Here is an 18,865-nt window from a genome sequence, read left to right on the forward strand (position 1 = left end):
TGGTGGGTGATGACGGGATCGAACCGCCGACCCCCTCCTTGTAAGGGAGGTGCTCTCCCAGCTGAGCTAATCACCCCCGCTGTGTGGAGTCGCATTATAGGGAGAGTTGAAAATGAGTCAACGCCTTTTATAAATAATTTATCTGTTCGTCGTAAAATTAGACGATGTGATCGCAAAACACGCTATGGTGTATGAATTCTATGCAAAAAATGCAAACCACACGCTTGCGGTGGGAACAACCGAGTGGGAGTGATAGAATATTGCCCACTTCTATTTCCAGGATTTGCCGGTTGTCGGCATGTTTATAAACGTAAGGCCATTTCATGAAAATCAAAACTCGCTTCGCGCCTAGCCCGACTGGCTATCTGCACGTCGGCGGTGCTCGTACTGCTCTTTATTCCTGGCTTTTCGCACGTCACCATAAAGGTGAGTTTGTGCTGCGTATTGAAGACACCGATCTCGAGCGCTCAACGCCGGAAGCCATTGAAGCCATCATGGATGGTATGAACTGGCTGAATCTGGAGTGGGATGAAGGCCCGTACTATCAGACCAAACGTTTCGATCGCTACAACGCGGTAATTGATGAAATGCTGGAAGCAGGTACGGCATATAAATGCTACTGCTCCAAAGAGCGTCTGGAAGCGCTGCGCGAAGAGCAGATGGCCAACGGTGAGAAGCCGCGTTACGACGGTCGCTGCCGCCACGGTCACGAACATCATGCTGACGATGAGCCGTGCGTAGTGCGTTTTGCTAACCCGCAGGAAGGTTCCGTTATTTTTGACGACCAGATCCGTGGGCCAATTGAATTCAGCAACCAGGAACTGGACGATCTGATCATCCGCCGTACCGACGGTTCCCCAACCTACAACTTCTGCGTGGTTGTTGATGACTGGGATATGGAAATCACCCACGTTGTTCGCGGTGAAGACCATATCAACAACACCCCGCGTCAGATTAACATCCTGAAAGCGCTGAACGCGCCGGTGCCGGTTTACGCGCACGTGTCGATGATCAACGGCGACGACGGCAAAAAGCTGTCCAAACGTCACGGTGCGGTCAGCGTCATGCAGTATCGCGATGATGGCTACCTGCCGGAAGCGCTGCTGAACTATCTGGTGCGTCTGGGCTGGTCCCACGGCGACCAGGAGATCTTCACCCGTGAAGAGATGATCGAGTTCTTCTCTCTGGGTGCGGTCAGCAAGTCCGCTAGTGCGTTCAACACTGACAAACTGCAGTGGCTGAACCACCACTATATCAATACGATGGCGCCGGAATACGTGGCGACGCACCTGCAGTGGCACATTGAGCAGGAAAATATTGATACTCGCGTGGGTCCGCAGTTGAGCGAGCTGGTGAAACTGCTGGGCGAGCGCTGCAAAACGCTGAAAGAGATGGCGCAGAGCTGCCGTTACTTCTACGAAGATTTCGCTGAATTCGATGCGGACGCTGCGAAGAAACACCTGCGTCCGGTTGCGCGTCAGCCGCTGGAAGTGGTACGTGACAAAATCTCCGCCATCACCGACTGGACCGCTGAAAATGTTCACCACGCGATTCAGGCAACCGCCGATGAGCTGGAAGTGGGCATGGGCAAAGTGGGTATGCCGCTGCGCGTTGCGGTGACCGGAGCAGGGCAGTCACCTGGCCTGGACGTGACCGTTCATGCGATCGGTAAATCCCGTAGCATCGAGCGCATCAACAAGGCGCTGGCGTTTATCGCTGAGCGTGAGAGCCAGCAGTAATCGGCGTTCAGATGTGAAAAAAGCGGGGAAACCCGCTTTTTTTATACCTTATCGTTCTGGTCGCCCAGCCCAAGTCGCGCCAGAAAACCGCAAATACCTTCACGGGCCAAAAGCCGACATAAGCGCTCTTGTTCCAGCGGCGTCATGTTGTTCTGCAATACGTCGCTAATTTGCCGCCAGACCGCATCTGAAGCATGTGCGGTGTAGCTGCCTGCGGGTTCATCAATTTGATTGTCGTTTGGCAACTGGCGGAAAGCCGGCGTATTCACCAGAAAATCCATCACCTCATCGGTAATAAAGATAAGCCGTGCGCGGCCGCCTTTAATGCCCGGCATCGGTTCGGTGTGCCAGTTTTTTTCACGAATCCAACGGTTGATGGTCTGCCGGGTCATCCCCAGCATCTCAGCCAGCTCTTCCGTGGACATTTTTGCGGGAAGTTTTTTCATAGACCGTGCTTAACCGCGAATTCCTAAACGTTGCAATAAACCGCTAATGCCTTCGCGTAGCAGCAGTGACGTGAGCTGTTTCTGCTCGGCCTCGGTCATTTCATCAACCAGTGTCAGCAGCAGCGTGTGGAAAGGATTGTCGCTACCGTTCACCGCATAGGGAGCCGAAGACTCAGAGGCGCGCTGGGCGCTATGGATGAATTCCATGACTTCGTCGTTAACGTGTACCAGACGGGCTTTTCCTCCCTGAACGCCGGGACGGGGTGACGTTTTCCAGCCCTCTTTACGCACCCATTTGTTGATGGTTTGTCGGCTGTATCCCGTCAGATGAGCAATCTCCTCCGGCGTCATTCGTTCCTTGAGCATACAATTTCCTGAGTCGCAGTGTGGGAATTACATGTCCATGTTATAGCATCGTTTTATGAGAAAACGTGACAGGTTTAACTCCAACCTGCGAGGAGGCGAGCAATATGGCGCGTTTGCCTGCTTTTTCAGCGATTAGAACTATTTCGCCTATTTTGCCGTTGACACTGTGTTAGGGAATTCATATTATGCCGCCCGTCAACACGACAGCTTTACGTTGGGGCTATAGCTCAGCTGGGAGAGCGCTTGCATGGCATGCAAGAGGTCAGCGGTTCGATCCCGCTTAGCTCCACCAAATCCTGCTCCCATCAGGTTTGGAACGTAAAGAAAATGTGGGGCTATAGCTCAGCTGGGAGAGCGCTTGCATGGCATGCAAGAGGTCAGCGGTTCGATCCCGCTTAGCTCCACCAAAATTCGAAACCCCCGCCTATGGCGGGGGTTTTTTGCTTTGTGGATGTGAACAAAAAAACAGCGTTTATATTATAAAAGGCATGCGTAGATCAGGATTTACTCAACTCGGTTTGCTTCGAATAATAACTACCAATAATATTTGAGCAGTCACTCTACGTACGATAAAGGATATCGGCAGATACGCATGACTGTGCAACGGAGTACCCCTATAAGGAAATTCATCCTGGCATTGGTTATTAGCCTGGTGATGATTCCTGTTTCTCGATATATCTCTCCGACCGCATTTTATGATGGTCACTCTGTATATCTGGCATGGTTGCCGCTGAGTGTAATGATTGCGCTGATGATGCTGTTTGGCCGCCATGCTGTGCTGCCTCTGGCGCTAGGCTTTATCGCCACCAACTACTGGCAGCTGCACCTTTCACCTTTTGATTCATTAATATTGTTGTTCTGTCAGTTAACCGCAGTCTGTATTTCCAGCCTTATTCTATATTCCATTTTGGGGCGGCGTTGGCGTCATGGATTAGCTATTCATCATATTGGCTTACGTATTTTTTGGTTTGGTTTTGCGACGCCGATATTAGCTAAGGTTATGATGTATTTAGTGGGCGAGGTGACTATTGTTCCCGCCGTAATGTTTAGCTATTTTAATATAACCTCCGTTATTTATGCGATTGTTGATATTCAGGGGCTGGTTTGTGCATCCTTAATATTTACTAAACTATTCTATTATCCAATACGGATGTGCCTGAATACCCACTATGCAAGAGTATTCTGGCGTAAAAACATTGCGGGCTATACGGGGCTAAGGGGAAAATGCTTCGTTATCTCCTGGTTCCTCGCGTTGATTTGCATGCTGTTTTTCCTCTGTGCACCGTTCGGTGAGCGCTATTTTGCTGGTTATCTCGTCCCCATTATCTTTATCTTTTTCGCCTTCGGTATCAGCCAGCTGTCGTATCCGTTGATCGTTATGAGCTGGACGCTGTCCGCCTTTATGCTGGTGATGTACAACAAAAACTTCCTGCACGGTATCCAAACCCAATACTCGCTCTCATTTATCCTGTCGGCGCTGATCTCGTTTACCGTCTGTCTGCAATACATGCTGCAAATTTACCATCGCAGTAAACATCTCAAGCAGAAGTGGCACGAGCAAGCATTGATTGACCCGTTGACCGGGCTGCCTAACCTGCGCGCGCTAGAGGATTATATGAAAGTGCCTGGCGTAACCAGCGTCTGTTGCCTGCACATTAAGAACCTGGACTTCCTAAGCCGTCACTACGGCATGATGATGCGTATCCAGTGCAAGCGCAGCATCACCCAGGTGCTGCAGCCTAAGCTCGACAGCAATGAGAAGCTGTTCCAGTTGCCGGGCAATGAACTGCTGCTGGTGTTAAATGGACCAGACACCGAAGGGCGGCTCAACCATCTGGTGGATTTCCTGCTGCGCCAGGATATTCGCTGGAACAACACGCTCTTAACGCTGGAATATGGCATCTCGTGGGGCAGGGTGCGTACGCAGGACGATAATCTCTACCATACGCTTGGGCAGCTCAGTTGGTTGGCAGAGCAGGCAGGTGAAGAGAGCCAGATCTTGCAATTGGATAACGGTCAGGTGGAGGCTTTTGACGAAACCGGCGACCGCGTTGTGCTCCTCAACCGCATTAAAAGCGCGCTGGAGTGGGGAAACTTTGTCCTCTACGCGCAGCCTATCAGGAAGCCATCGGGTGAAGGGTACTATGAAATCCTCAGCCGATTGGTGGATGCTAACGGCATGGTGATGCCGGATAAATTTATCCCCATCCTGACGCAGTTCAACCTGAGCAAACGCTTCGACATGCAGGTGTTGGAAAACCTGTTCCGCTCGCTGCCGGCGTTTCCAGGGCAGCGTTTTTCCGTCAACCTGATGCCCTATACGTTGATGCACAAAGAGAGTGCTGCCGAAATCATCGCGCTGTTCCGACGCTATCGGGTTAAGGTTCAGCGCATCATTATTGAAATTACCGAAGAGCAGGCGTTTTCGAACTCGGATATCAGCATTCAGAATCTCAATAGATTACGGGAGTTCGGCTGCCAGATTGCGATTGATGACTTCGGCACCGGCTACGCCAACTATGAGCGCCTGAAGCGTCTTGAGGCCGATATCATCAAGATTGACGGCGCGTTTGTGCGTGACGTGCTCACTAACCCAATGGATGCGATGATTATTCGTTCCATCTGCGAACTGGCGGAGATGCAGGATCTGGAGGTTGTGGCGGAATATGTCGAGACCGAGGCGCAGCAGGCGCTGCTAATGGAGCTAGGTGTGGACTATATGCAGGGGTATCTCATTGATAAGCCAAGACCGCTTTGCGATATTGGCTACCAGACCGAGTCATAAATAAAAAGGGCCTGTAACAACGTTACAGGCCCTTTTTTAATGCGGGTAGATTACAGAACCAGTGCCGCGATAGAAGCGGACAGGACGCTCACCAGCGTAGAACCGTACACCAGCTTCAGACCGAAGCGGGAAACCACGTTACCCTGCTCTTCGTTCAGGCCTTTAATCGCGCCAGCGATGATACCGATAGAAGAGAAGTTAGCGAAGGAAACCAGGAATACGGAGATGATGCCGACCGCACGCGGGGAGAGTTCAGCGGCGACTTTCTGCAGATCCATCATGGCAACGAATTCGTTAGAAACCAGTTTGGTCGCCATGATACTACCCACCTGCAGGGATTCGCTTGCCGGTACACCCATAACCCATGCAACAGGATAGAAGATATAACCCAGAATGCCCTGGAAGGAGATGCTGTAGCCGAACCAACCGGTAACGGTCGCGAACAGGGCGTTCAGCGCGGCGATCAGGGCGATAAAGCCAATCAGCATTGCCGCAACGATAATCGCAACTTTGAAGCCTGCCAGAATGTATTCACCCAGCATTTCGAAGAAGCTCTGTCCTTCGTGCAGGTTAGACATCTGAATGTTCTCTTCGCTAGCATCCACGCGGTACGGGTTGATCAGCGACAGAACGATAAAGGTGCTGAACATGTTCAGTACCAGCGCCGCAACAACGAACTTCGGCTCCAGCATGGTCATGTAGGCGCCCACGATAGACATGGAAACGGTAGACATCGCCGTGGCCGACATGGTGTACATGCGGTTACGGGACATTTTGCCGAGGATATCTTTATAAGCGATGAAGTTTTCAGACTGGCCCAGAATCAGGGAGCTGACGGCGTTGAAAGATTCCAGTTTACCCATGCCGTTGATTTTAGACAGCACAGTACCAATCGCACGAATGATAATCGGCAGAATACGGATATGCTGCAGAATACCGATCAGCGCGGAGATGAAGACGATAGGGCAGAGCACCTTCAGGAAGAAGAAGGCCAGACCTTTATCGTTCATGCTGCCGAAGACGAAGTCGGTCCCGTTGTTCGCAAAACCAAGCAGTTTTTCGAACATTTCGGCAAAGCCGCGTACGAAGCCCAGACCAATGTCAGAGTTCAGGAAGAACCATGCCAGTAAAACTTCAATGACAAGTAATTGAATAACATAACGAATGCGAATCTGTTTGCGGTTGGTGCTGACCAGCAAGGCCAGGATCCCTACCACAACGAGCGCGAGAACAAAATGCAAGACGCGGTCCATATTTGCTCCAAACATGAGACGGGTTAAATTTTCTTGCACATTCTATGTAACATCATTAAATAAAACGAGATCTCCATCCCACTATATTTAGTTCCTGTGAGCAAACTCAAAATTAGTGATCAAAGATACATTTTTGTGATGTTAAGTAAATGTATGAAAAGTTCCCTTGTTGTACTACTCTCATCTTAAGCGTACACCAAACCCCCGCAACCTCCAGTCTGGCGATTGATTCCGGCTATCAGAGCAATCATTATCATCTTTTACAAATGAACTTGATAATCATTCGCATTCTGTTAGCCTGAAACATAGCAAAGGCTATGTTTTTGAGGCAGACCATGACAAACAGTCGCGTTGAGAGTAACACCGGTCGTGCAGCGCGCCGTATGCGGCTAGCGCTGATGGGGCCCGCATTTATTGCTGCCATCGGCTATATCGATCCCGGCAACTTTGCCACCAACATTCAGGCAGGGGCGAGCTTCGGCTATCAGTTGTTGTGGGTTGTCGTCTGGGCGAACCTGATGGCGATGCTGATTCAGGTGCTGTCCGCGAAGCTCGGCATTGCCACGGGGAAAAACCTGGCGGAGCAGATTCGCGACCATTATCCGCGCCCGGTGGTCTGGTTTTACTGGGTGCAGGCGGAAATCATCGCTATGGCAACCGATCTGGCAGAATTTATCGGTGCAGCAATCGGCTTTAAGCTGATTCTCGGCGTTTCGCTGCTGCAAGGTGCGGTGCTGACGGGGGTTGCCACCTACCTGATTCTGATGCTGCAGCGCCGTGGGCAAAAGCCGCTGGAAAAGGTGATTGGCGGCCTGCTGCTATTTGTGGCGGCGGCCTATATCGTTGAGCTGGTTTTTTCCCAGCCACAGATGGCACCGCTCGCGAAAGGGATGATTATTCCGTCGCTGCCTAACTCCGAGGCGGTGTTCCTCGCGGCGGGCGTGCTGGGTGCGACTATCATGCCGCACGTTATTTATCTGCACTCATCTCTGACTCAGCATCTGCATGGCGGTAGCGCCAAAGAGCGCTATCACGCCACGCGCTGGGATGTGGCGATCGCCATGACCATTGCCGGTTTTGTTAACCTGGCGATGATGGCGACGGCGGCAGCGGCGTTCCACTTCCACGGTCACACCGGCATTGCCGACCTTGATGAGGCGTATCTCACCCTCGAACCGTTGCTGAGCCATGCGGCAGCAACTATCTTCGGCCTGAGTCTGGTGGCGGCGGGGCTCTCCTCCACGGTGGTTGGAACGCTGGCAGGTCAGGTGGTGATGCAGGGCTTTATTCGCTTCCACATTCCGCTGTGGTTCCGTCGTGCGGTGACGATGCTGCCGTCATTTATTGTGATTCTGATGGGGCTCGACCCAACGCGTATTCTGGTGATGAGCCAGGTGCTGCTAAGCTTCGGCATCGCGCTGGCGCTGGTGCCGTTGCTGATTTTCACCAGCAATCGTCAGTTGATGGGCGAACTGGTCAACACGCTGTGGATTAAACGGATTGGCTGGGTGATTGTGGCGATTGTGGTAGCGCTGAATGGGTGGCTGCTGCTGGGAACGTTGATGTAATAAACCCGCTTGTCCGGGCTACTTTTGATGTGTAGCCCGGACGAGCGCAGCGACTCCGGGAAAGTATCAGTGATGATGCCCGTGTCCATGGCCACGACCGCGCCCACGATGATCGTCGCGGTCGCTCCAGCCTTCACGATAGCCGCGCTCATAGGCTTTGCGGTTATCCCAACCGCGGTGCCAGCCGTTATCGCGGTGATACCAGTTACGATGCCAGTAATCACGATCGCGCCAGCGACCGCCGTCCCAGTAATTACCGTAATTATCGCGATCGCCAATTTGTAATTTTACGGATGGCAGCAGGGTGATTTCACCAGCATTCGCGAACATCGGGGCCGATGCCATCAACACTGCCGCCAGAATCAGTGACCTGAACATACTTCTCTCCTATACGATCGTGGCCTGTAAGGCCTGTTAACGCAATATTACAATTCGGTAAATACCGCGATTATTGGGGTAACTCTTAAATCGTCAGGAGAGAGCACTTTTTGCTAAAGTCGCCGTTATTTTATACTGCGCAGAATACTATCGATGGTTTCGCTTTCCTCAGCGCTGAAATGCCGATTGCTCAGCATGCCCACTGCATCATCAAGCTGCGCGGTTTTGCTGGCACCAATCAACACCGACGTCACCGCCTGTTGGCGTAAAACCCACGCCAGCGCCATCTGTGATAGCTTCTGACCACGCTGCTCTGCGATAGCGTTAAGTTGGCGTACGGCTTCCAGCTTGCCGTCGGTCAACTGCTCTGGCTTCAGGAAGATGCTGCCGCTAGCGGCACGGGAGTCTGCCGGAATGCCGTGCAGGTAACGATCGGTCAGTTGCCCGCCCGCTAACGGTGAAAAGGCGATACAGCCGACGCCTTCCTGCTGGAGTACCTGAAGCAGGCCATTTTCAGGGCTTCGCTCAAGCATTGAATACTTCGGCTGGTGAATAAGACACGGTGTACCGAGGTCGTTCAGCATCGCAATAGCCTGACTTGCCAGTTCGGCTGGGTAGTTGGAAAGCCCGATGTACAGTGCCTTTCCCTGACGAACGATATGATCCAACGCACGCATGGTTTCCTGCAGCGGCGTTTCCGGGTCCGGGCGGTGGTGATAGAAAATATCGACGTACTCAAGCCCCATCCGCTTCAGACTCTGATCGAGGCTTGAAATCAGATATTTACGTGAACCCCAGTCGCCATACGGCCCGTCCCACATGGTATAACCGGCTTTGCTGGAGATAATCAGCTCATCGCGGTAAGGCAGGAAATTTTCCCGCAGGATGCGGCCAAAGTTGCTTTCAGCAGAGCCTGGAGGCGGCCCGTAGTTGTTAGCTAAGTCGAAATGGGTGATCCCAAGGTCGAACGCGTGTTGCAGCAGTTGGCGGCTGTTTTCTACTCGCGTTTCATCGCCAAAGTTGTGCCACAGCCCCAGCGAAACGGCCGGCAGCTTGAGGCCGCTATTGCCGCAGCGCTGAAACGTCATGGTCTCGTAACGCGTCGGGCTTGCCTTGTAAACCATTGTGTCCTCCAGATTATCCGGTTGTGTATACGCTTACACTAGCGAATGTCCACCGACTCGTACACTCCTGAAATCTGTAAAAATTGCTTTCCAGGGGACTTTTTGACGAAATCTGGACAGCCTTAACACTTCCTCAATACTCAAAGAATACTGACTGGAGGAGGTGCATGATGACAACGTCCTATACCGTGGCAGATTATCTGCTTGACCGCCTCGCCGACTGTGGTGTTGACCACCTGTTTGGCGTCCCCGGAGACTACAACCTCCAGTTCCTCGACCATGTTATCGCGCACCGACAGATTCGCTGGGTCGGCTGCGCGAACGAACTCAACGCCGCCTATGCCGCCGATGGTTACGCGCGGATGCAGGGCTGCGGCGCGCTGCTCACCACCTTCGGCGTCGGTGAACTGAGTGCGCTGAACGGGGTTGCAGGGAGCTTTGCTGAACACGTTCCGGTGCTGCATATTGTCGGTGCCCCCTGTACCGGTGCTCAGCAGCGACGTGAGTGTTTACACCACACGTTGGGTGATGGCAATTTCGATCGTTTTCGCCAGATGAGCGCGCCTATCTCGGTAGCGCAGGGCGTGCTGGATGCCGCTAACGCCCGCGATGAAATTGACCGCGTGCTGCGCGATATTCTGCACTACAGCCGTCCTGGCTATCTGCTGTTGCCTGCGGATGTCGCCGCGCTGCCAACCTCTCCTCCTGTAAACGCTCTCACGGCAAAACCTACGCCGGTTGACTCGACTGAACTGACCGATTTTGTTTCGCACGCCCGCGCGTTGTTGAATGACCGCAGCCGTGTCTCGCTGCTGGCCGATGTGCTTGCCCTACGCTTTGGTCTGCAATCGACGCTAAACAAATGGATGGATGCGCTACCGATCCCTCACGCGACCATGCTGATGGGCAAAGGGCTATTTAATGAGACGCATGCTGGGTTTGTGGGCACTTACAGCGGTGGAGCCAGCCAGCCGGAAACGCGAGCCGCAATAGAAGATGCGGAGGTTATTTTTTGCATCGGCACCTGTTTTACCGACACGATCACGGCGGGCTTTACCCACCAGATTCCGGCAGAAAAATCGATTGAAATCCAGCCTTTTGCCGCGCGGGTAGGGAAACGCTGGTTTAGCGGGATAGGCATGCAGGAGGCGGTGAATGCGCTTATTGCGCTGAGCCGTGACTTTTCCGCGCAGTGGCAAATTCAGCCCCCTCGGGCGCAGAAAACGACGGCGGCGGATACCGGTCAGCTAACCCAGCGCCATTTCTGGCAAACTCTGGATAAATATCTGATGCCGCACGATATTATACTGGGTGACCAGGGGACGGCGGCATTCGGGCTTGCTGACCTGACGCTCCCGCAGGGGGCCAGCCTGATCGTGCAGCCGCTGTGGGGATCGATTGGCTACACGCTGCCAGCCGCGTTTGGCGCGCAAACCTCGCAGCCGGAGCGGCGCGTGGTGCTGGTGGTGGGTGACGGGGCCGCGCAGCTGACGATTCAGGAGCTCAGCTCAATGCTGCGCGATGGGCTGAAGCCGTTGATTCTGCTGCTGAATAATGAAGGCTACACGGTCGAACGGGCGATTCATGGCCCGGAAGAGCGCTATAACGATATCAGCCTATGGAACTGGACCCAGCTGCCGCAGGCACTCAACCTGGATTGCCAGGCCGAATGCTGGAAAGTGAGCAACGTCTCGCAGCTTAGCGACGCGCTGGCGCGCGCCGCCCACCGGGACAGGCTGACCCTGCTTGAGGTGATGCTGCCGAAAATGGATATTCCGCCGCTGTTAAAAGCGGTCACCCAGGCGCTAGAGGCGCGTAACAACAGCCATTAATCCTTACGTTTGCGCGGCACCATCATTGTGGGTTTCCCCGCCAGCAGGAGCCAGGCGGGGAGCATCACGATGCAAAGCAGCGGCAGCAGCGTGGTATCAGGCACCACCACGGCAGCCATAAATAGGCTCAGCCAGGCATCGCGAGTGACCACTAACACCAGCCCCAGAATAGCGCAGGAGACGGTAATCGCCGCCGGAACGGCATCCACGTGCGCGTGCAGCATCAGCCCCAGCGCCACCGCGACAAATACCGCCGGGAAGATGCGCCCTCCTCGAAAGCCGCAGGCGGCAGCCACGACCAGCGCCGCCAGCTTGCTGAGTGCAAACAGCATATAGTCACCGGCACCGAAACTCTGCCCGACTGTTAGCCGCTGCATCTCATCCAGCCCTTTAAACAGGGTGATTGGCCCGCCAACGGTGCCGATAATCCCCAGCGCAAAACCGCCGACGCCGAGGATCAAGACCGGATGTTTTAATCGGTGCATCAGCGCGTGCAGATGCGGCAGGCACCAGACGGCGACCATACCGACGGCGATAGCAAAGACGGCGACAATCGCCCCGCTGAAAATATCGACGATGCGCAGCGTCTGGTAATGCTCAATCGGCAGTGAAAACTGCGGATGAAAGAATACGCCGGTGGTTAATGCCCCGGCGGCGGCGGCCAGCAGCGGCGCAAACAGGCGGTCCCACAGCGGTGATTCGTTATTGCTGGTTAGCGTCTGGGTGAAAATCAGCGCGGCGGCAACCGGAGTGCCAAACAGTGCGCCGATGGTGCCCGCTGCGGCGAGAATGGTCCAGTCCAGCGAGCTGACACGCGGGAAGAAGCGTGCGCCCAGCGCAACCGCCAGCGCGATGTTCACCGACATAATCGGGTGCTCAGGGCCGAGGCTAACGCCGCCCGCCAGGCCGATAATTAACGCAATGACCAGCCCCGGTAGATGTGAAGGGGGAACTGCCGCGCCAATTAACGGTTCGCTGGCCGGATCCGGCCCGGCATGACCGGGGCTATAGCGAATGACCAGACCGACGGCGATGCCGGTCAGGGTCAGCATCAGGATTATCCAAAAAGGGGAGTCAAAGGCCACGCCGAACGTCGCGGGCAGATTGCGCCACAGCAGATGTTGCAGCACGGCGGCAATTTTCATCACCACAATTAAAAGCAGGCTCGAGGCGATACCGATCAGCACCGCGGGAATAGAGAGCAACAACATCGTTCTGGCTCGCGGGTGGAGCATGTTTTTATCCTTTTGACTGAATGCTGAGGTTACTTTGCATTTTCCGGCGTTTACGTTCAGCGCAAATGATGCTGAAACGATACGGCGCGATAGCGCATCCGGCCTTTGCATCTGATAAGAATGAGGCAAAAAATGTGACCGGGATCGATAATCCTGGGGTGCTCACACAAACGTCATTGTCGTGAAAGCGCCTTGAATTTACAGTGTGACAAAGATTTATTCTGACTTTAGCGGAGCCGTAACGGAATGACAAAGTTTGCTTTAGTGGGTGATGTTGGGGGCACCAATGCGCGTCTGGCATTGTGCGATTTAGCCAGCGGTGAAATTTCGCAGGCGAAAACCTATTCCGGCCTGGATTATCCAAGCCTGGAAGCCGTTGTCCGCGTCTATCTCGACGAGCATAACGTGTCGGTCGAAGACGGCTGTATCGCGATTGCCTGCCCGATTACCGGTGACTGGGTGGCGATGACCAACCACACCTGGCAGTTCTCCATTGCGGAAATGAAGAAAAACCTCGGTTTCTCGCATCTGGAAATTATCAACGACTTCACCGCGGTCTCCATGGCGATTCCGATGCTGAAAAAAGAACATCTGATCCAGTTCGGCGGCACCGAGCCGGTTGAAGGCAAACCGATCGCCGTTTACGGCGCGGGCACCGGCCTTGGCGTGGCGCATCTGGTTCACGTCGACAAGCGCTGGGTCAGCCTGCCGGGCGAAGGCGGCCACGTTGACTTCGCGCCGAACAGCGAAGAAGAGGGGATTATCCTTGAAGTGCTGCGCGAAGAAATTGGCCACGTTTCCGCCGAGCGCGTGCTCTCCGGCCCTGGCCTTATCAACCTCTATCGGGCCATTGTGAAGTCCGACAACCGCGTGCCGGAAAACTACAAGCCGAAGGATATTACCGAACGCGCGCTGGCTGATACCTGCACCGACTGCCGCCGCGCGCTGTCACTGTTCTGCGTCATCATGGGCCGCTTTGGCGGCGACCTGGCGTTAACCCTGGGCACCTTTGGCGGCGTCTATATCGCTGGTGGCATCGTGCCGCGCTTCCTCGAGTTCTTCAAAGCCTCCGGCTTCCGCGGCGGGTTTGAAGATAAGGGCCGCTTTAAAGATTACGTTCACCCAATCCCGGTCTACCTGATTGTCCACGACAATCCGGGGCTGCTGGGTTCCGGTGCGCACCTGCGTCAAACGCTGGGCCAGGTACTGTAATCCCCGGCCCTATAAGACCAAAAACCGCGTTAATCGCGGTTTTTTTATTTCTATGCCAGAGGCGGTTTTCGGCCCAGAATCTCTTTACGGATGATCTCGGCCCCCGCGTTCAATGCCTTGAGCTTGCCACGTGCTACCTGGCGAGGCAGTGGCGCCATGCCGCAGTTGGTTGACGGGTAGAGGTTCTCTGCATCGACAAACTGCAGGGCTTTTCGCAGCGTGTTGGCTACTTCTTCAGGCGTTTCAATCGCATGGTTTGCCACGTCAATGGCCCCAACCATTACCTTTTTACCGCGAATCAGCTCCAGCAGATCCATCGGTACGCGAGAGTTATGGCACTCCAGCGAGATAATATCGATATTCGACGACTGCAGTTTCGGGAACGCTTCTTCGTACTGACGCCACTCTGAACCCAGCGTCTTTTTCCAGTCGGTGTTGGCTTTAATGCCGTAGCCGTAGCAGATATGTACCGCAGTTTCGCATTTCAGCCCTTCAACGGCGCGCTCTAAGGCGGCGATGCCCCAGTCGTTGACCTCATCAAAGAAGACGTTAAACGCCGGTTCATCGAACTGAATGATATCCACACCAGCGGCTTCTAATTCACGGGCTTCCTGGTTAAGGATTTTGGCAAATTCCCACGCCAGCTTTTCGCGGCTTTTATAGTGGTTGTCGTACAGCGTATCAATCATGGTCATTGGCCCCGGCAGCGCCCACTTGATAGGCTGCTTAGTGAGCTGACGCAGGTAGCGTGCGTCTTCAACAAAGACCGGTTTCTGACGCGCCACTTCACCCACCACCGTCGGTACGCTGGCATCGTAGCGATTACGAATTTTCACGATCTCGCGTTTTTCAAAATCGACGCCGCTCAGGTGCTCAATAAAGGTAGTAACGAAGTGCTGGCGGGTCTGCTCGCCGTCGCTGACGATATCGATACCGGCCAGCAGCTGTTCCTGCAGGGAAAGACGCAGCGCATCCTTCTTCCCTTCAATTAACTCGTCGTTCTGCAGTTTCCACGGAGACCATAGCGTCTCGGGCTGCGCCAGCCAAGAAGGTTTTGGCAGGCTGCCGGCGGTGGAGGTAGGGAGCAATGTTTTCATAGTCGATAACCTGGTTTTTTCGTTAATCAAAGAGCGTAGCTTGCGGACCATTGCTCAAGAATGTTCTGGTAAGGCTTAATAAAGTGCTCTTCGGTAAATTTGCCCTGCTCAATCGCTAACCGGCTACGCTCTTCGCGGTCGTAAACAATTTTGGTTAATGAGTGATCCTGCTGGTTCAGATCTGGCTGATAGCACAGGCCTGCCGCTGAGTTGGCATTGTAAATTTCCGGGCGATAAATCTTCTGGAACGTCTCCATGGTGCTGATGGTGCTGATAAGCTCCAGGCTGGTGTAATCCGCCAGCAGGTCACCGGAGAAGAAGAAGGCCAGCGGTGCGACGCTGTTTTTCGGCATGAAATAGCGCACCTTCAGGCCCATCTTGCCGAAGTACTGCTCGGTCAGCGACGCGCTGCTCGGCTGATATTCAATCCCCAGCACCGGATGTTCGTTACCGGTACGGCGGTAGATGTCTTTGCTGGACACGCTCAGGCAGATGACCGGCGCTTTTTTAAAGTTCGCTTTGTACTCTGCGGAGTGGGCAAACAGCTTAAAGATATTGCCGTGCAGGTCGCCGAAGGTATCCGGGATGTTAAATTCTGTACGGTTTTTATTATGTTCTAACAGCAGCACGCTGAAGTCATAATCCCGCACGTAGGACGAGAAGTTATTGCCGACAATCCCTTCGATACGCTCGTTGGTCTGCTTATCAACAATATGCGTTTTCAAAATTTCGATGGCCGGGAAGGCGTTTGTTTTCCCGTCCGCATCGATATTCATTTCGACGGAAATAATTTCCAGCTCAACGGCATAGCGATCGCCTTTCGGGTTATCCCAATGCGCTAAGGTATTGAAGCGGTTATCAATCATCTTCAGCGTATTGCGCAGGTTCTCCTGACGATTTTCCCCACGCGCCAGGTTCGCGAAGTTGGTGGTAATACGCGTATTTTCCGCCGGGTTATAGTTCTCGTCGAAACGGCTGCTTTTAATCGTAAAGGTAAAGTCTTTGTTCATCGCGTCTTGCATCCCGAGTGCTGAAATGAAAATTAAAATCACGTCCTGGTACCCAGAGTTTGTGCTCTGGTTTGCTCATTCAGCAGTCTTAATGTTGCCGATAAGTTAATGTTGATAATTTATGCCAGAGGCGGTGGAAGAGGGAAAGCGACTTAATTTCATTGCAACATGAGAGAAGTTCATAGTGCTGAAGCAGGGGATGCTGAGAAGGTGAATAAAATTCATTTATGATAAAAGGGTAACGACACTCTGATGGAGCAAAAATGAGAACGCAGAAACGATGCATGGGGCACGTGGCTATTGTGGTCGATGATTACGACCGCGCCATTGAGTACTACACCGACAAACTGGGCTTTACGCTGGTTGAAGATACGCCGCAGCCGGGAAAACGGTGGGTGGTGGTCTCGCCAAACCCGGAAAGCGACTGTAATTTGCTGCTGGCGCGTGCCTCGAACGAGCGGCAGGAGAGCTTTATCGGTAACCAGTGCGGTGGGCGGGTGTTTCTGTTCCTGCAAACCGATGATTTCTGGCGTGATTACCACGCCATGAAGGCGAAAGGTGTCACGTTCTGCGAGGAACCGCGAGAAGAAGAATACGGCACGGTGGTTGTCTTCGAAGACCTCTACGGTAACCGCTGGGATCTTTATCAGAACAAGTAACCCTGGCCTTTTGGGTATAATACGCGTTTGATACGTTAAATAACCTTGTACTGACGACGATGAATCTCAATCGCTTTTGTTATTTACTGCTGGTGCTGGTGGCTATTGCCAGCATTTTTACCCCCTATCCGGTTGTGGCGTGGTTCCTGCTGGCTAATGTTCTGACGCTGGTGATTTACGGTGCCGATAAACTGGCGGCTCGTCAGGGCTGGCGTAGAGTGCCGGAGGCCACGCTGCTAACGTTTGGCGTGGTGGGCGGTTGGCCTGGCGCGCTGGTGGGGCAGCAGGTTTTTCGCCATAAAACGCAAAAACAGCCGTTTAAAACCTATTTTATTATCAGTGTGATAGTGAACATCGCGGCGATGATCGCGGTGTATCTGCTGCTGAATAAGGGAGGGGTATGAACCTCTATCTCATTGACCAGAAGGGCGGTTTAACGCTGCAGCAAGGCGTCAGCGTTGTGGTTGAGTTCGATAACGGCAAGACGCTTGAACTGGCAGAAAGCCAGCAGCCGTTACCGGCGGAAATTCCAGATGGTATCCATATCTGGGGCGGGCGGATGCCCTCTGCCTCCTCGACGGAGACCGCGTTTTCAACGCTGAACGTCATGCCGGTGGCATCGAATGGCGTGATTATCTCCCCGCATCATGAAAATAATTCCACTTCGGGCGTCGGTATTGTGCTGTTTATTGCCGGCGCTGATGGTGCCCTGCACCAGGTGAAAGAGAACAAGCTACTGATCGCACTTAACAACGGCAAAACGGTGGAAGTCATGGCTGACTATGCCAACAAAGGCCTGCTTATCTGGGGTGGGCGCGAACCGATTGCCGGGCTGCCGCTGGAAGAGGCTCGAAAACGAACCGAAAGCCTGGGGCTCTTCCCGCTAGCCAGCAATGTTGTTCATCTCTTTCCCTATCAATTGGCATAGCGCTTCTGAGGCGAATTGCCGGACGGTTGCGTAAACACTTTATCCGGCCATCGCTCATGACATCATGAATTAGCGTCGCTATCGGCATGTGGTTTATCCGGCGTCGATGTGGCATTTTTTTCACGTAACAGCCGCTGCATCCGGTTGTGCTGCCATTGGGCAATGCGCTCCCGGAGGACAAAGGTTCTCAGTCCGCGAAAGGCGATAAGTGAACCCCAGATTAGGGTCACTATCAGTGACCAATAGCTGCCAGGCGAGTAAAAGTAGTTCACCGCCATCAGCCCGGCGCAGACCAGTGTGGCAATGGTCAAAGTGCGGTAGAAGCGTGTCTCCTCTTGTACGCGCTGTCTGGCATCGTGGATTCGCGTATCCAGCGCCTCACTTGCCGCCTCCGTCTCTTCCGAAAGCGCCGAGACCGTAACGTTAAATACCGAGGCCAATGCGCTGATGGTTTCCAGCCCCGGCGTGTGCCCATTTTCAATGCGCTGTATCGTTCTCACCGACAGAGAGGCCAGCTGCGCCAACTGCTCCTGTGACCATGCATTTTTGAGCCGGTAGGCTTTAATTTTTTCACTCGTACTCATTGCTGTTGCCTCGTAGATATGGGATAGGAACAGTCTTGCACATCTTTTCTCATAGCGGCACGACAGGCAGGCGACACCAACCTGACAGGAGCCCGACACCTCATTTAGGGTAGTTTTTTAAACCCATGAGGCACAGGTAAAATTCGCTATACCGTCCAGGATAACGGATGATAAAAGCATTAACGTACAGAGATAATTAAAAAGGGATAGTGCTGTGTTGAAAAAGTTGGTCACCGGGCAACTGAGTTTGCCAATGACGTTTTGGGGATGGGGATTTTGTGGCGGGCTGGTTTTGGGCCTGATTGGCCTTGCGGGCATTCATACCACCCATGCCGCGCTGGTTCCGTTGTCTTACCTTTTAAAAATCGTTCTGTTTTGTGCCGTACTGTCCGGCGTGACGTTTATTCTGCGTAGAAAAATAACGGTGTTCGGGAGCCTGGCTTTTCTGGTGCTTCTGGCTCAGGTCATCCTCAACATCATCATGTTTATCGGACTCTATTCATTATTATTTATCTGGTAGCGCCATTCTCGTTTTCGTCGACGTCTCGCTTTATATCGCTAAGGGTAAACTGCTCGGCGTTGATACCATTATTTACGTCAGCCGGATAAGGAGGCATGCGCGTGTGCGGGAGGCTTAAAGGCGAGAAAG

At 53.4% G+C, this 18,865-nt stretch carries 18 protein-coding genes and 3 tRNA genes; 11 read left to right on the forward strand and 10 right to left on the reverse strand.

Translation table 11 applies throughout. The features are described from left to right. Positions 1–76, reverse strand: a tRNA-Val gene (locus tag HII27_RS21675). 247 nt (positions 77–323) lie between these two features. Between HII27_RS21675 and gltX the strand changes: the two genes are divergently transcribed. After that, positions 324–1,739, forward strand: a complete 1,416-nt coding sequence (gene gltX / locus HII27_RS21680; protein WP_185669497.1) for a glutamate--tRNA ligase — start codon at positions 324–326, stop codon at positions 1,737–1,739. 41 nt (positions 1,740–1,780) lie between these two features. On the opposite strand, the gene HII27_RS21685 is transcribed toward gltX, so the two are convergent. Both HII27_RS21685 and HII27_RS21690 read right to left on the reverse strand, forming a co-directional pair. Beyond that, positions 1,781–2,185, reverse strand: coding sequence for a YfeC-like transcriptional regulator (locus tag HII27_RS21685; RefSeq protein WP_185669498.1), 405 nt, complete (start codon positions 2,183–2,185; stop codon positions 1,781–1,783). Between the two features lie 9 nt (positions 2,186–2,194). Then, positions 2,195–2,551 carry a YfeC-like transcriptional regulator gene (locus HII27_RS21690; RefSeq protein ID WP_185669499.1) on the reverse strand — a complete coding sequence of 119 codons (357 nt, stop codon included), beginning with the start codon at positions 2,549–2,551 and terminating at the stop codon, positions 2,195–2,197. A 216-nt stretch (positions 2,552–2,767) separates the two neighbouring features. Between HII27_RS21690 and HII27_RS21695 the strand changes: the two genes are divergently transcribed. The 3 genes from HII27_RS21695 (at position 2,768) to HII27_RS21705 (ending at position 5,336) form a co-directional block, all read left to right on the forward strand. Then, positions 2,768–2,843: transfer RNA gene (locus tag HII27_RS21695), tRNA-Ala, on the forward strand. A gap of 39 nt (positions 2,844–2,882) precedes the next feature. Further along, positions 2,883–2,958 (forward strand) — tRNA-Ala (locus HII27_RS21700). 185 nt (positions 2,959–3,143) lie between these two features. After that, on the forward strand, positions 3,144–5,336 hold the full coding sequence (locus tag HII27_RS21705; RefSeq protein ID WP_185669500.1) for a bifunctional diguanylate cyclase/phosphodiesterase: 2,193 nt from the start codon (positions 3,144–3,146) through the stop codon (positions 5,334–5,336). Between the two features lie 50 nt (positions 5,337–5,386). Here HII27_RS21705 and HII27_RS21710 read toward each other — a convergent pair whose 3' ends face one another. Beyond that, a complete protein-coding gene (locus tag HII27_RS21710) occupies positions 5,387–6,589 on the reverse strand; it encodes a NupC/NupG family nucleoside CNT transporter (protein WP_185669501.1) in 1,203 nt (400 codons plus the stop codon). Between the two features lie 335 nt (positions 6,590–6,924). Between HII27_RS21710 and HII27_RS21715 the strand changes: the two genes are divergently transcribed. Next, a complete protein-coding gene (locus HII27_RS21715; protein WP_185669502.1) occupies positions 6,925–8,157 on the forward strand; it encodes an Nramp family divalent metal transporter in 1,233 nt (410 codons plus the stop codon). A gap of 66 nt (positions 8,158–8,223) precedes the next feature. Here the strand turns inward: HII27_RS21715 and HII27_RS21720 are convergent, their stop codons facing one another. Both HII27_RS21720 and mgrA read right to left on the reverse strand, forming a co-directional pair. Further along, on the reverse strand, positions 8,224–8,535 hold the full coding sequence (locus tag HII27_RS21720) for a DUF2502 domain-containing protein (protein WP_185669503.1): 312 nt from the start codon (positions 8,533–8,535) through the stop codon (positions 8,224–8,226). 125 nt (positions 8,536–8,660) lie between these two features. Further along, positions 8,661–9,659 (reverse strand): L-glyceraldehyde 3-phosphate reductase, encoded by a 999-nt coding sequence (gene mgrA, locus HII27_RS21725; protein ID WP_185669504.1) that lies wholly within the window; start codon positions 9,657–9,659, stop codon positions 8,661–8,663. 170 nt (positions 9,660–9,829) lie between these two features. Between mgrA and HII27_RS21730 the strand changes: the two genes are divergently transcribed. Next, a complete protein-coding gene (locus HII27_RS21730) occupies positions 9,830–11,491 on the forward strand; it encodes an alpha-keto acid decarboxylase family protein (RefSeq protein ID WP_185669548.1) in 1,662 nt (553 codons plus the stop codon). On the opposite strand, the gene HII27_RS21735 is transcribed toward HII27_RS21730, so the two are convergent. After that, positions 11,488–12,726: an ion channel protein gene (locus tag HII27_RS21735; protein ID WP_185669505.1), complete on the reverse strand. Its 1,239-nt coding sequence runs from the start codon at positions 12,724–12,726 to the stop codon at positions 11,488–11,490. The two genes, HII27_RS21730 and HII27_RS21735, sit on opposite strands and share 4 nt — an antisense overlap. Positions 12,727–12,972: 246 nt before the next feature. Here HII27_RS21735 and glk point away from each other — a divergent pair, with 246 nt between their 5' ends. Beyond that, the gene (gene glk, locus HII27_RS21740; RefSeq protein WP_185669506.1) at positions 12,973–13,938 is read left to right on the forward strand and encodes a glucokinase; all 966 of its coding nucleotides are present in this window, start codon (positions 12,973–12,975) and stop codon (positions 13,936–13,938) included. 50 nt (positions 13,939–13,988) lie between these two features. Here glk and HII27_RS21745 read toward each other — a convergent pair whose 3' ends face one another. Then, positions 13,989–15,035 (reverse strand): methionine synthase, encoded by a 1,047-nt coding sequence (locus tag HII27_RS21745; RefSeq protein ID WP_185669507.1) that lies wholly within the window; start codon positions 15,033–15,035, stop codon positions 13,989–13,991. Between the two features lie 26 nt (positions 15,036–15,061). Continuing rightward, positions 15,062–16,045: a DUF1852 domain-containing protein gene (locus tag HII27_RS21750; RefSeq protein ID WP_185669508.1), complete on the reverse strand. Its 984-nt coding sequence runs from the start codon at positions 16,043–16,045 to the stop codon at positions 15,062–15,064. 263 nt (positions 16,046–16,308) lie between these two features. On the opposite strand from HII27_RS21750, the gene HII27_RS21755 reads away from it, so the two are divergent. Genes HII27_RS21755 through HII27_RS21765 form a run of 3 tightly spaced genes read left to right on the forward strand, consistent with a single transcriptional unit; the run spans position 16,309 to position 17,632 of the window. Then, on the forward strand, positions 16,309–16,704 hold the full coding sequence (locus tag HII27_RS21755) for a VOC family protein (RefSeq protein WP_185669509.1): 396 nt from the start codon (positions 16,309–16,311) through the stop codon (positions 16,702–16,704). A 59-nt stretch (positions 16,705–16,763) separates the two neighbouring features. Beyond that, positions 16,764–17,108 carry a DUF1294 domain-containing protein gene (locus HII27_RS21760; RefSeq protein ID WP_185669510.1) on the forward strand — a complete coding sequence of 115 codons (345 nt, stop codon included), beginning with the start codon at positions 16,764–16,766 and terminating at the stop codon, positions 17,106–17,108. Further along, complete coding sequence (locus tag HII27_RS21765; RefSeq protein WP_185669511.1) at positions 17,105–17,632, forward strand: hypothetical protein; 528 nt, start codon at positions 17,105–17,107, stop codon at positions 17,630–17,632. Before HII27_RS21760 ends, HII27_RS21765 begins: the two co-directional genes overlap by 4 nt. A 62-nt stretch (positions 17,633–17,694) precedes the next feature. On the opposite strand, the gene HII27_RS21770 is transcribed toward HII27_RS21765, so the two are convergent. Beyond that, positions 17,695–18,216: a helix-turn-helix domain-containing protein gene (locus HII27_RS21770; protein ID WP_185669512.1), complete on the reverse strand. Its 522-nt coding sequence runs from the start codon at positions 18,214–18,216 to the stop codon at positions 17,695–17,697. 214 nt (positions 18,217–18,430) lie between these two features. On the opposite strand from HII27_RS21770, the gene HII27_RS21775 reads away from it, so the two are divergent. Then, a complete protein-coding gene (locus HII27_RS21775; protein WP_185669513.1) occupies positions 18,431–18,736 on the forward strand; it encodes a hypothetical protein in 306 nt (101 codons plus the stop codon). The last annotated feature ends 129 nt before the right edge of the window (positions 18,737–18,865 follow it).

The sequence above is a fragment of the Kluyvera sichuanensis genome (assembly GCF_014218705.1).
Taxonomy (GTDB): domain Bacteria; phylum Pseudomonadota; class Gammaproteobacteria; order Enterobacterales; family Enterobacteriaceae; genus Kluyvera; species Kluyvera sichuanensis.

Excerpts from the sequence above, each read along its gene's own strand:
- gltX (WP_185669497.1), top strand. The coding sequence starts at position 324 with ATGAAAATCAAAACTCGCTTCGCGCCTAGCCCGACTGGCTATCTGCAC.
- HII27_RS21685 (WP_185669498.1), bottom strand. The coding sequence starts at position 2,185 with ATGAAAAAACTTCCCGCAAAAATGTCCACGGAAGAGCTGGCTGAGATG.
- HII27_RS21690 (WP_185669499.1), bottom strand. The coding sequence starts at position 2,551 with ATGCTCAAGGAACGAATGACGCCGGAGGAGATTGCTCATCTGACGGGA.
- HII27_RS21705 (WP_185669500.1), top strand. The coding sequence starts at position 3,144 with ATGACTGTGCAACGGAGTACCCCTATAAGGAAATTCATCCTGGCATTG.
- HII27_RS21710 (WP_185669501.1), bottom strand. The coding sequence starts at position 6,589 with ATGGACCGCGTCTTGCATTTTGTTCTCGCGCTCGTTGTGGTAGGGATC.
- HII27_RS21715 (WP_185669502.1), top strand. The coding sequence starts at position 6,925 with ATGACAAACAGTCGCGTTGAGAGTAACACCGGTCGTGCAGCGCGCCGT.
- HII27_RS21720 (WP_185669503.1), bottom strand. The coding sequence starts at position 8,535 with ATGTTCAGGTCACTGATTCTGGCGGCAGTGTTGATGGCATCGGCCCCG.
- mgrA (WP_185669504.1), bottom strand. The coding sequence starts at position 9,659 with ATGGTTTACAAGGCAAGCCCGACGCGTTACGAGACCATGACGTTTCAG.
- HII27_RS21730 (WP_185669548.1), top strand. The coding sequence starts at position 9,830 with ATGACAACGTCCTATACCGTGGCAGATTATCTGCTTGACCGCCTCGCC.
- HII27_RS21735 (WP_185669505.1), bottom strand. The coding sequence starts at position 12,726 with ATGCTCCACCCGCGAGCCAGAACGATGTTGTTGCTCTCTATTCCCGCG.
- glk (WP_185669506.1), top strand. The coding sequence starts at position 12,973 with ATGACAAAGTTTGCTTTAGTGGGTGATGTTGGGGGCACCAATGCGCGT.
- HII27_RS21745 (WP_185669507.1), bottom strand. The coding sequence starts at position 15,035 with ATGAAAACATTGCTCCCTACCTCCACCGCCGGCAGCCTGCCAAAACCT.
- HII27_RS21750 (WP_185669508.1), bottom strand. The coding sequence starts at position 16,045 with ATGAACAAAGACTTTACCTTTACGATTAAAAGCAGCCGTTTCGACGAG.
- HII27_RS21755 (WP_185669509.1), top strand. The coding sequence starts at position 16,309 with ATGAGAACGCAGAAACGATGCATGGGGCACGTGGCTATTGTGGTCGAT.
- HII27_RS21760 (WP_185669510.1), top strand. The coding sequence starts at position 16,764 with ATGAATCTCAATCGCTTTTGTTATTTACTGCTGGTGCTGGTGGCTATT.
- HII27_RS21765 (WP_185669511.1), top strand. The coding sequence starts at position 17,105 with ATGAACCTCTATCTCATTGACCAGAAGGGCGGTTTAACGCTGCAGCAA.
- HII27_RS21770 (WP_185669512.1), bottom strand. The coding sequence starts at position 18,216 with ATGAGTACGAGTGAAAAAATTAAAGCCTACCGGCTCAAAAATGCATGG.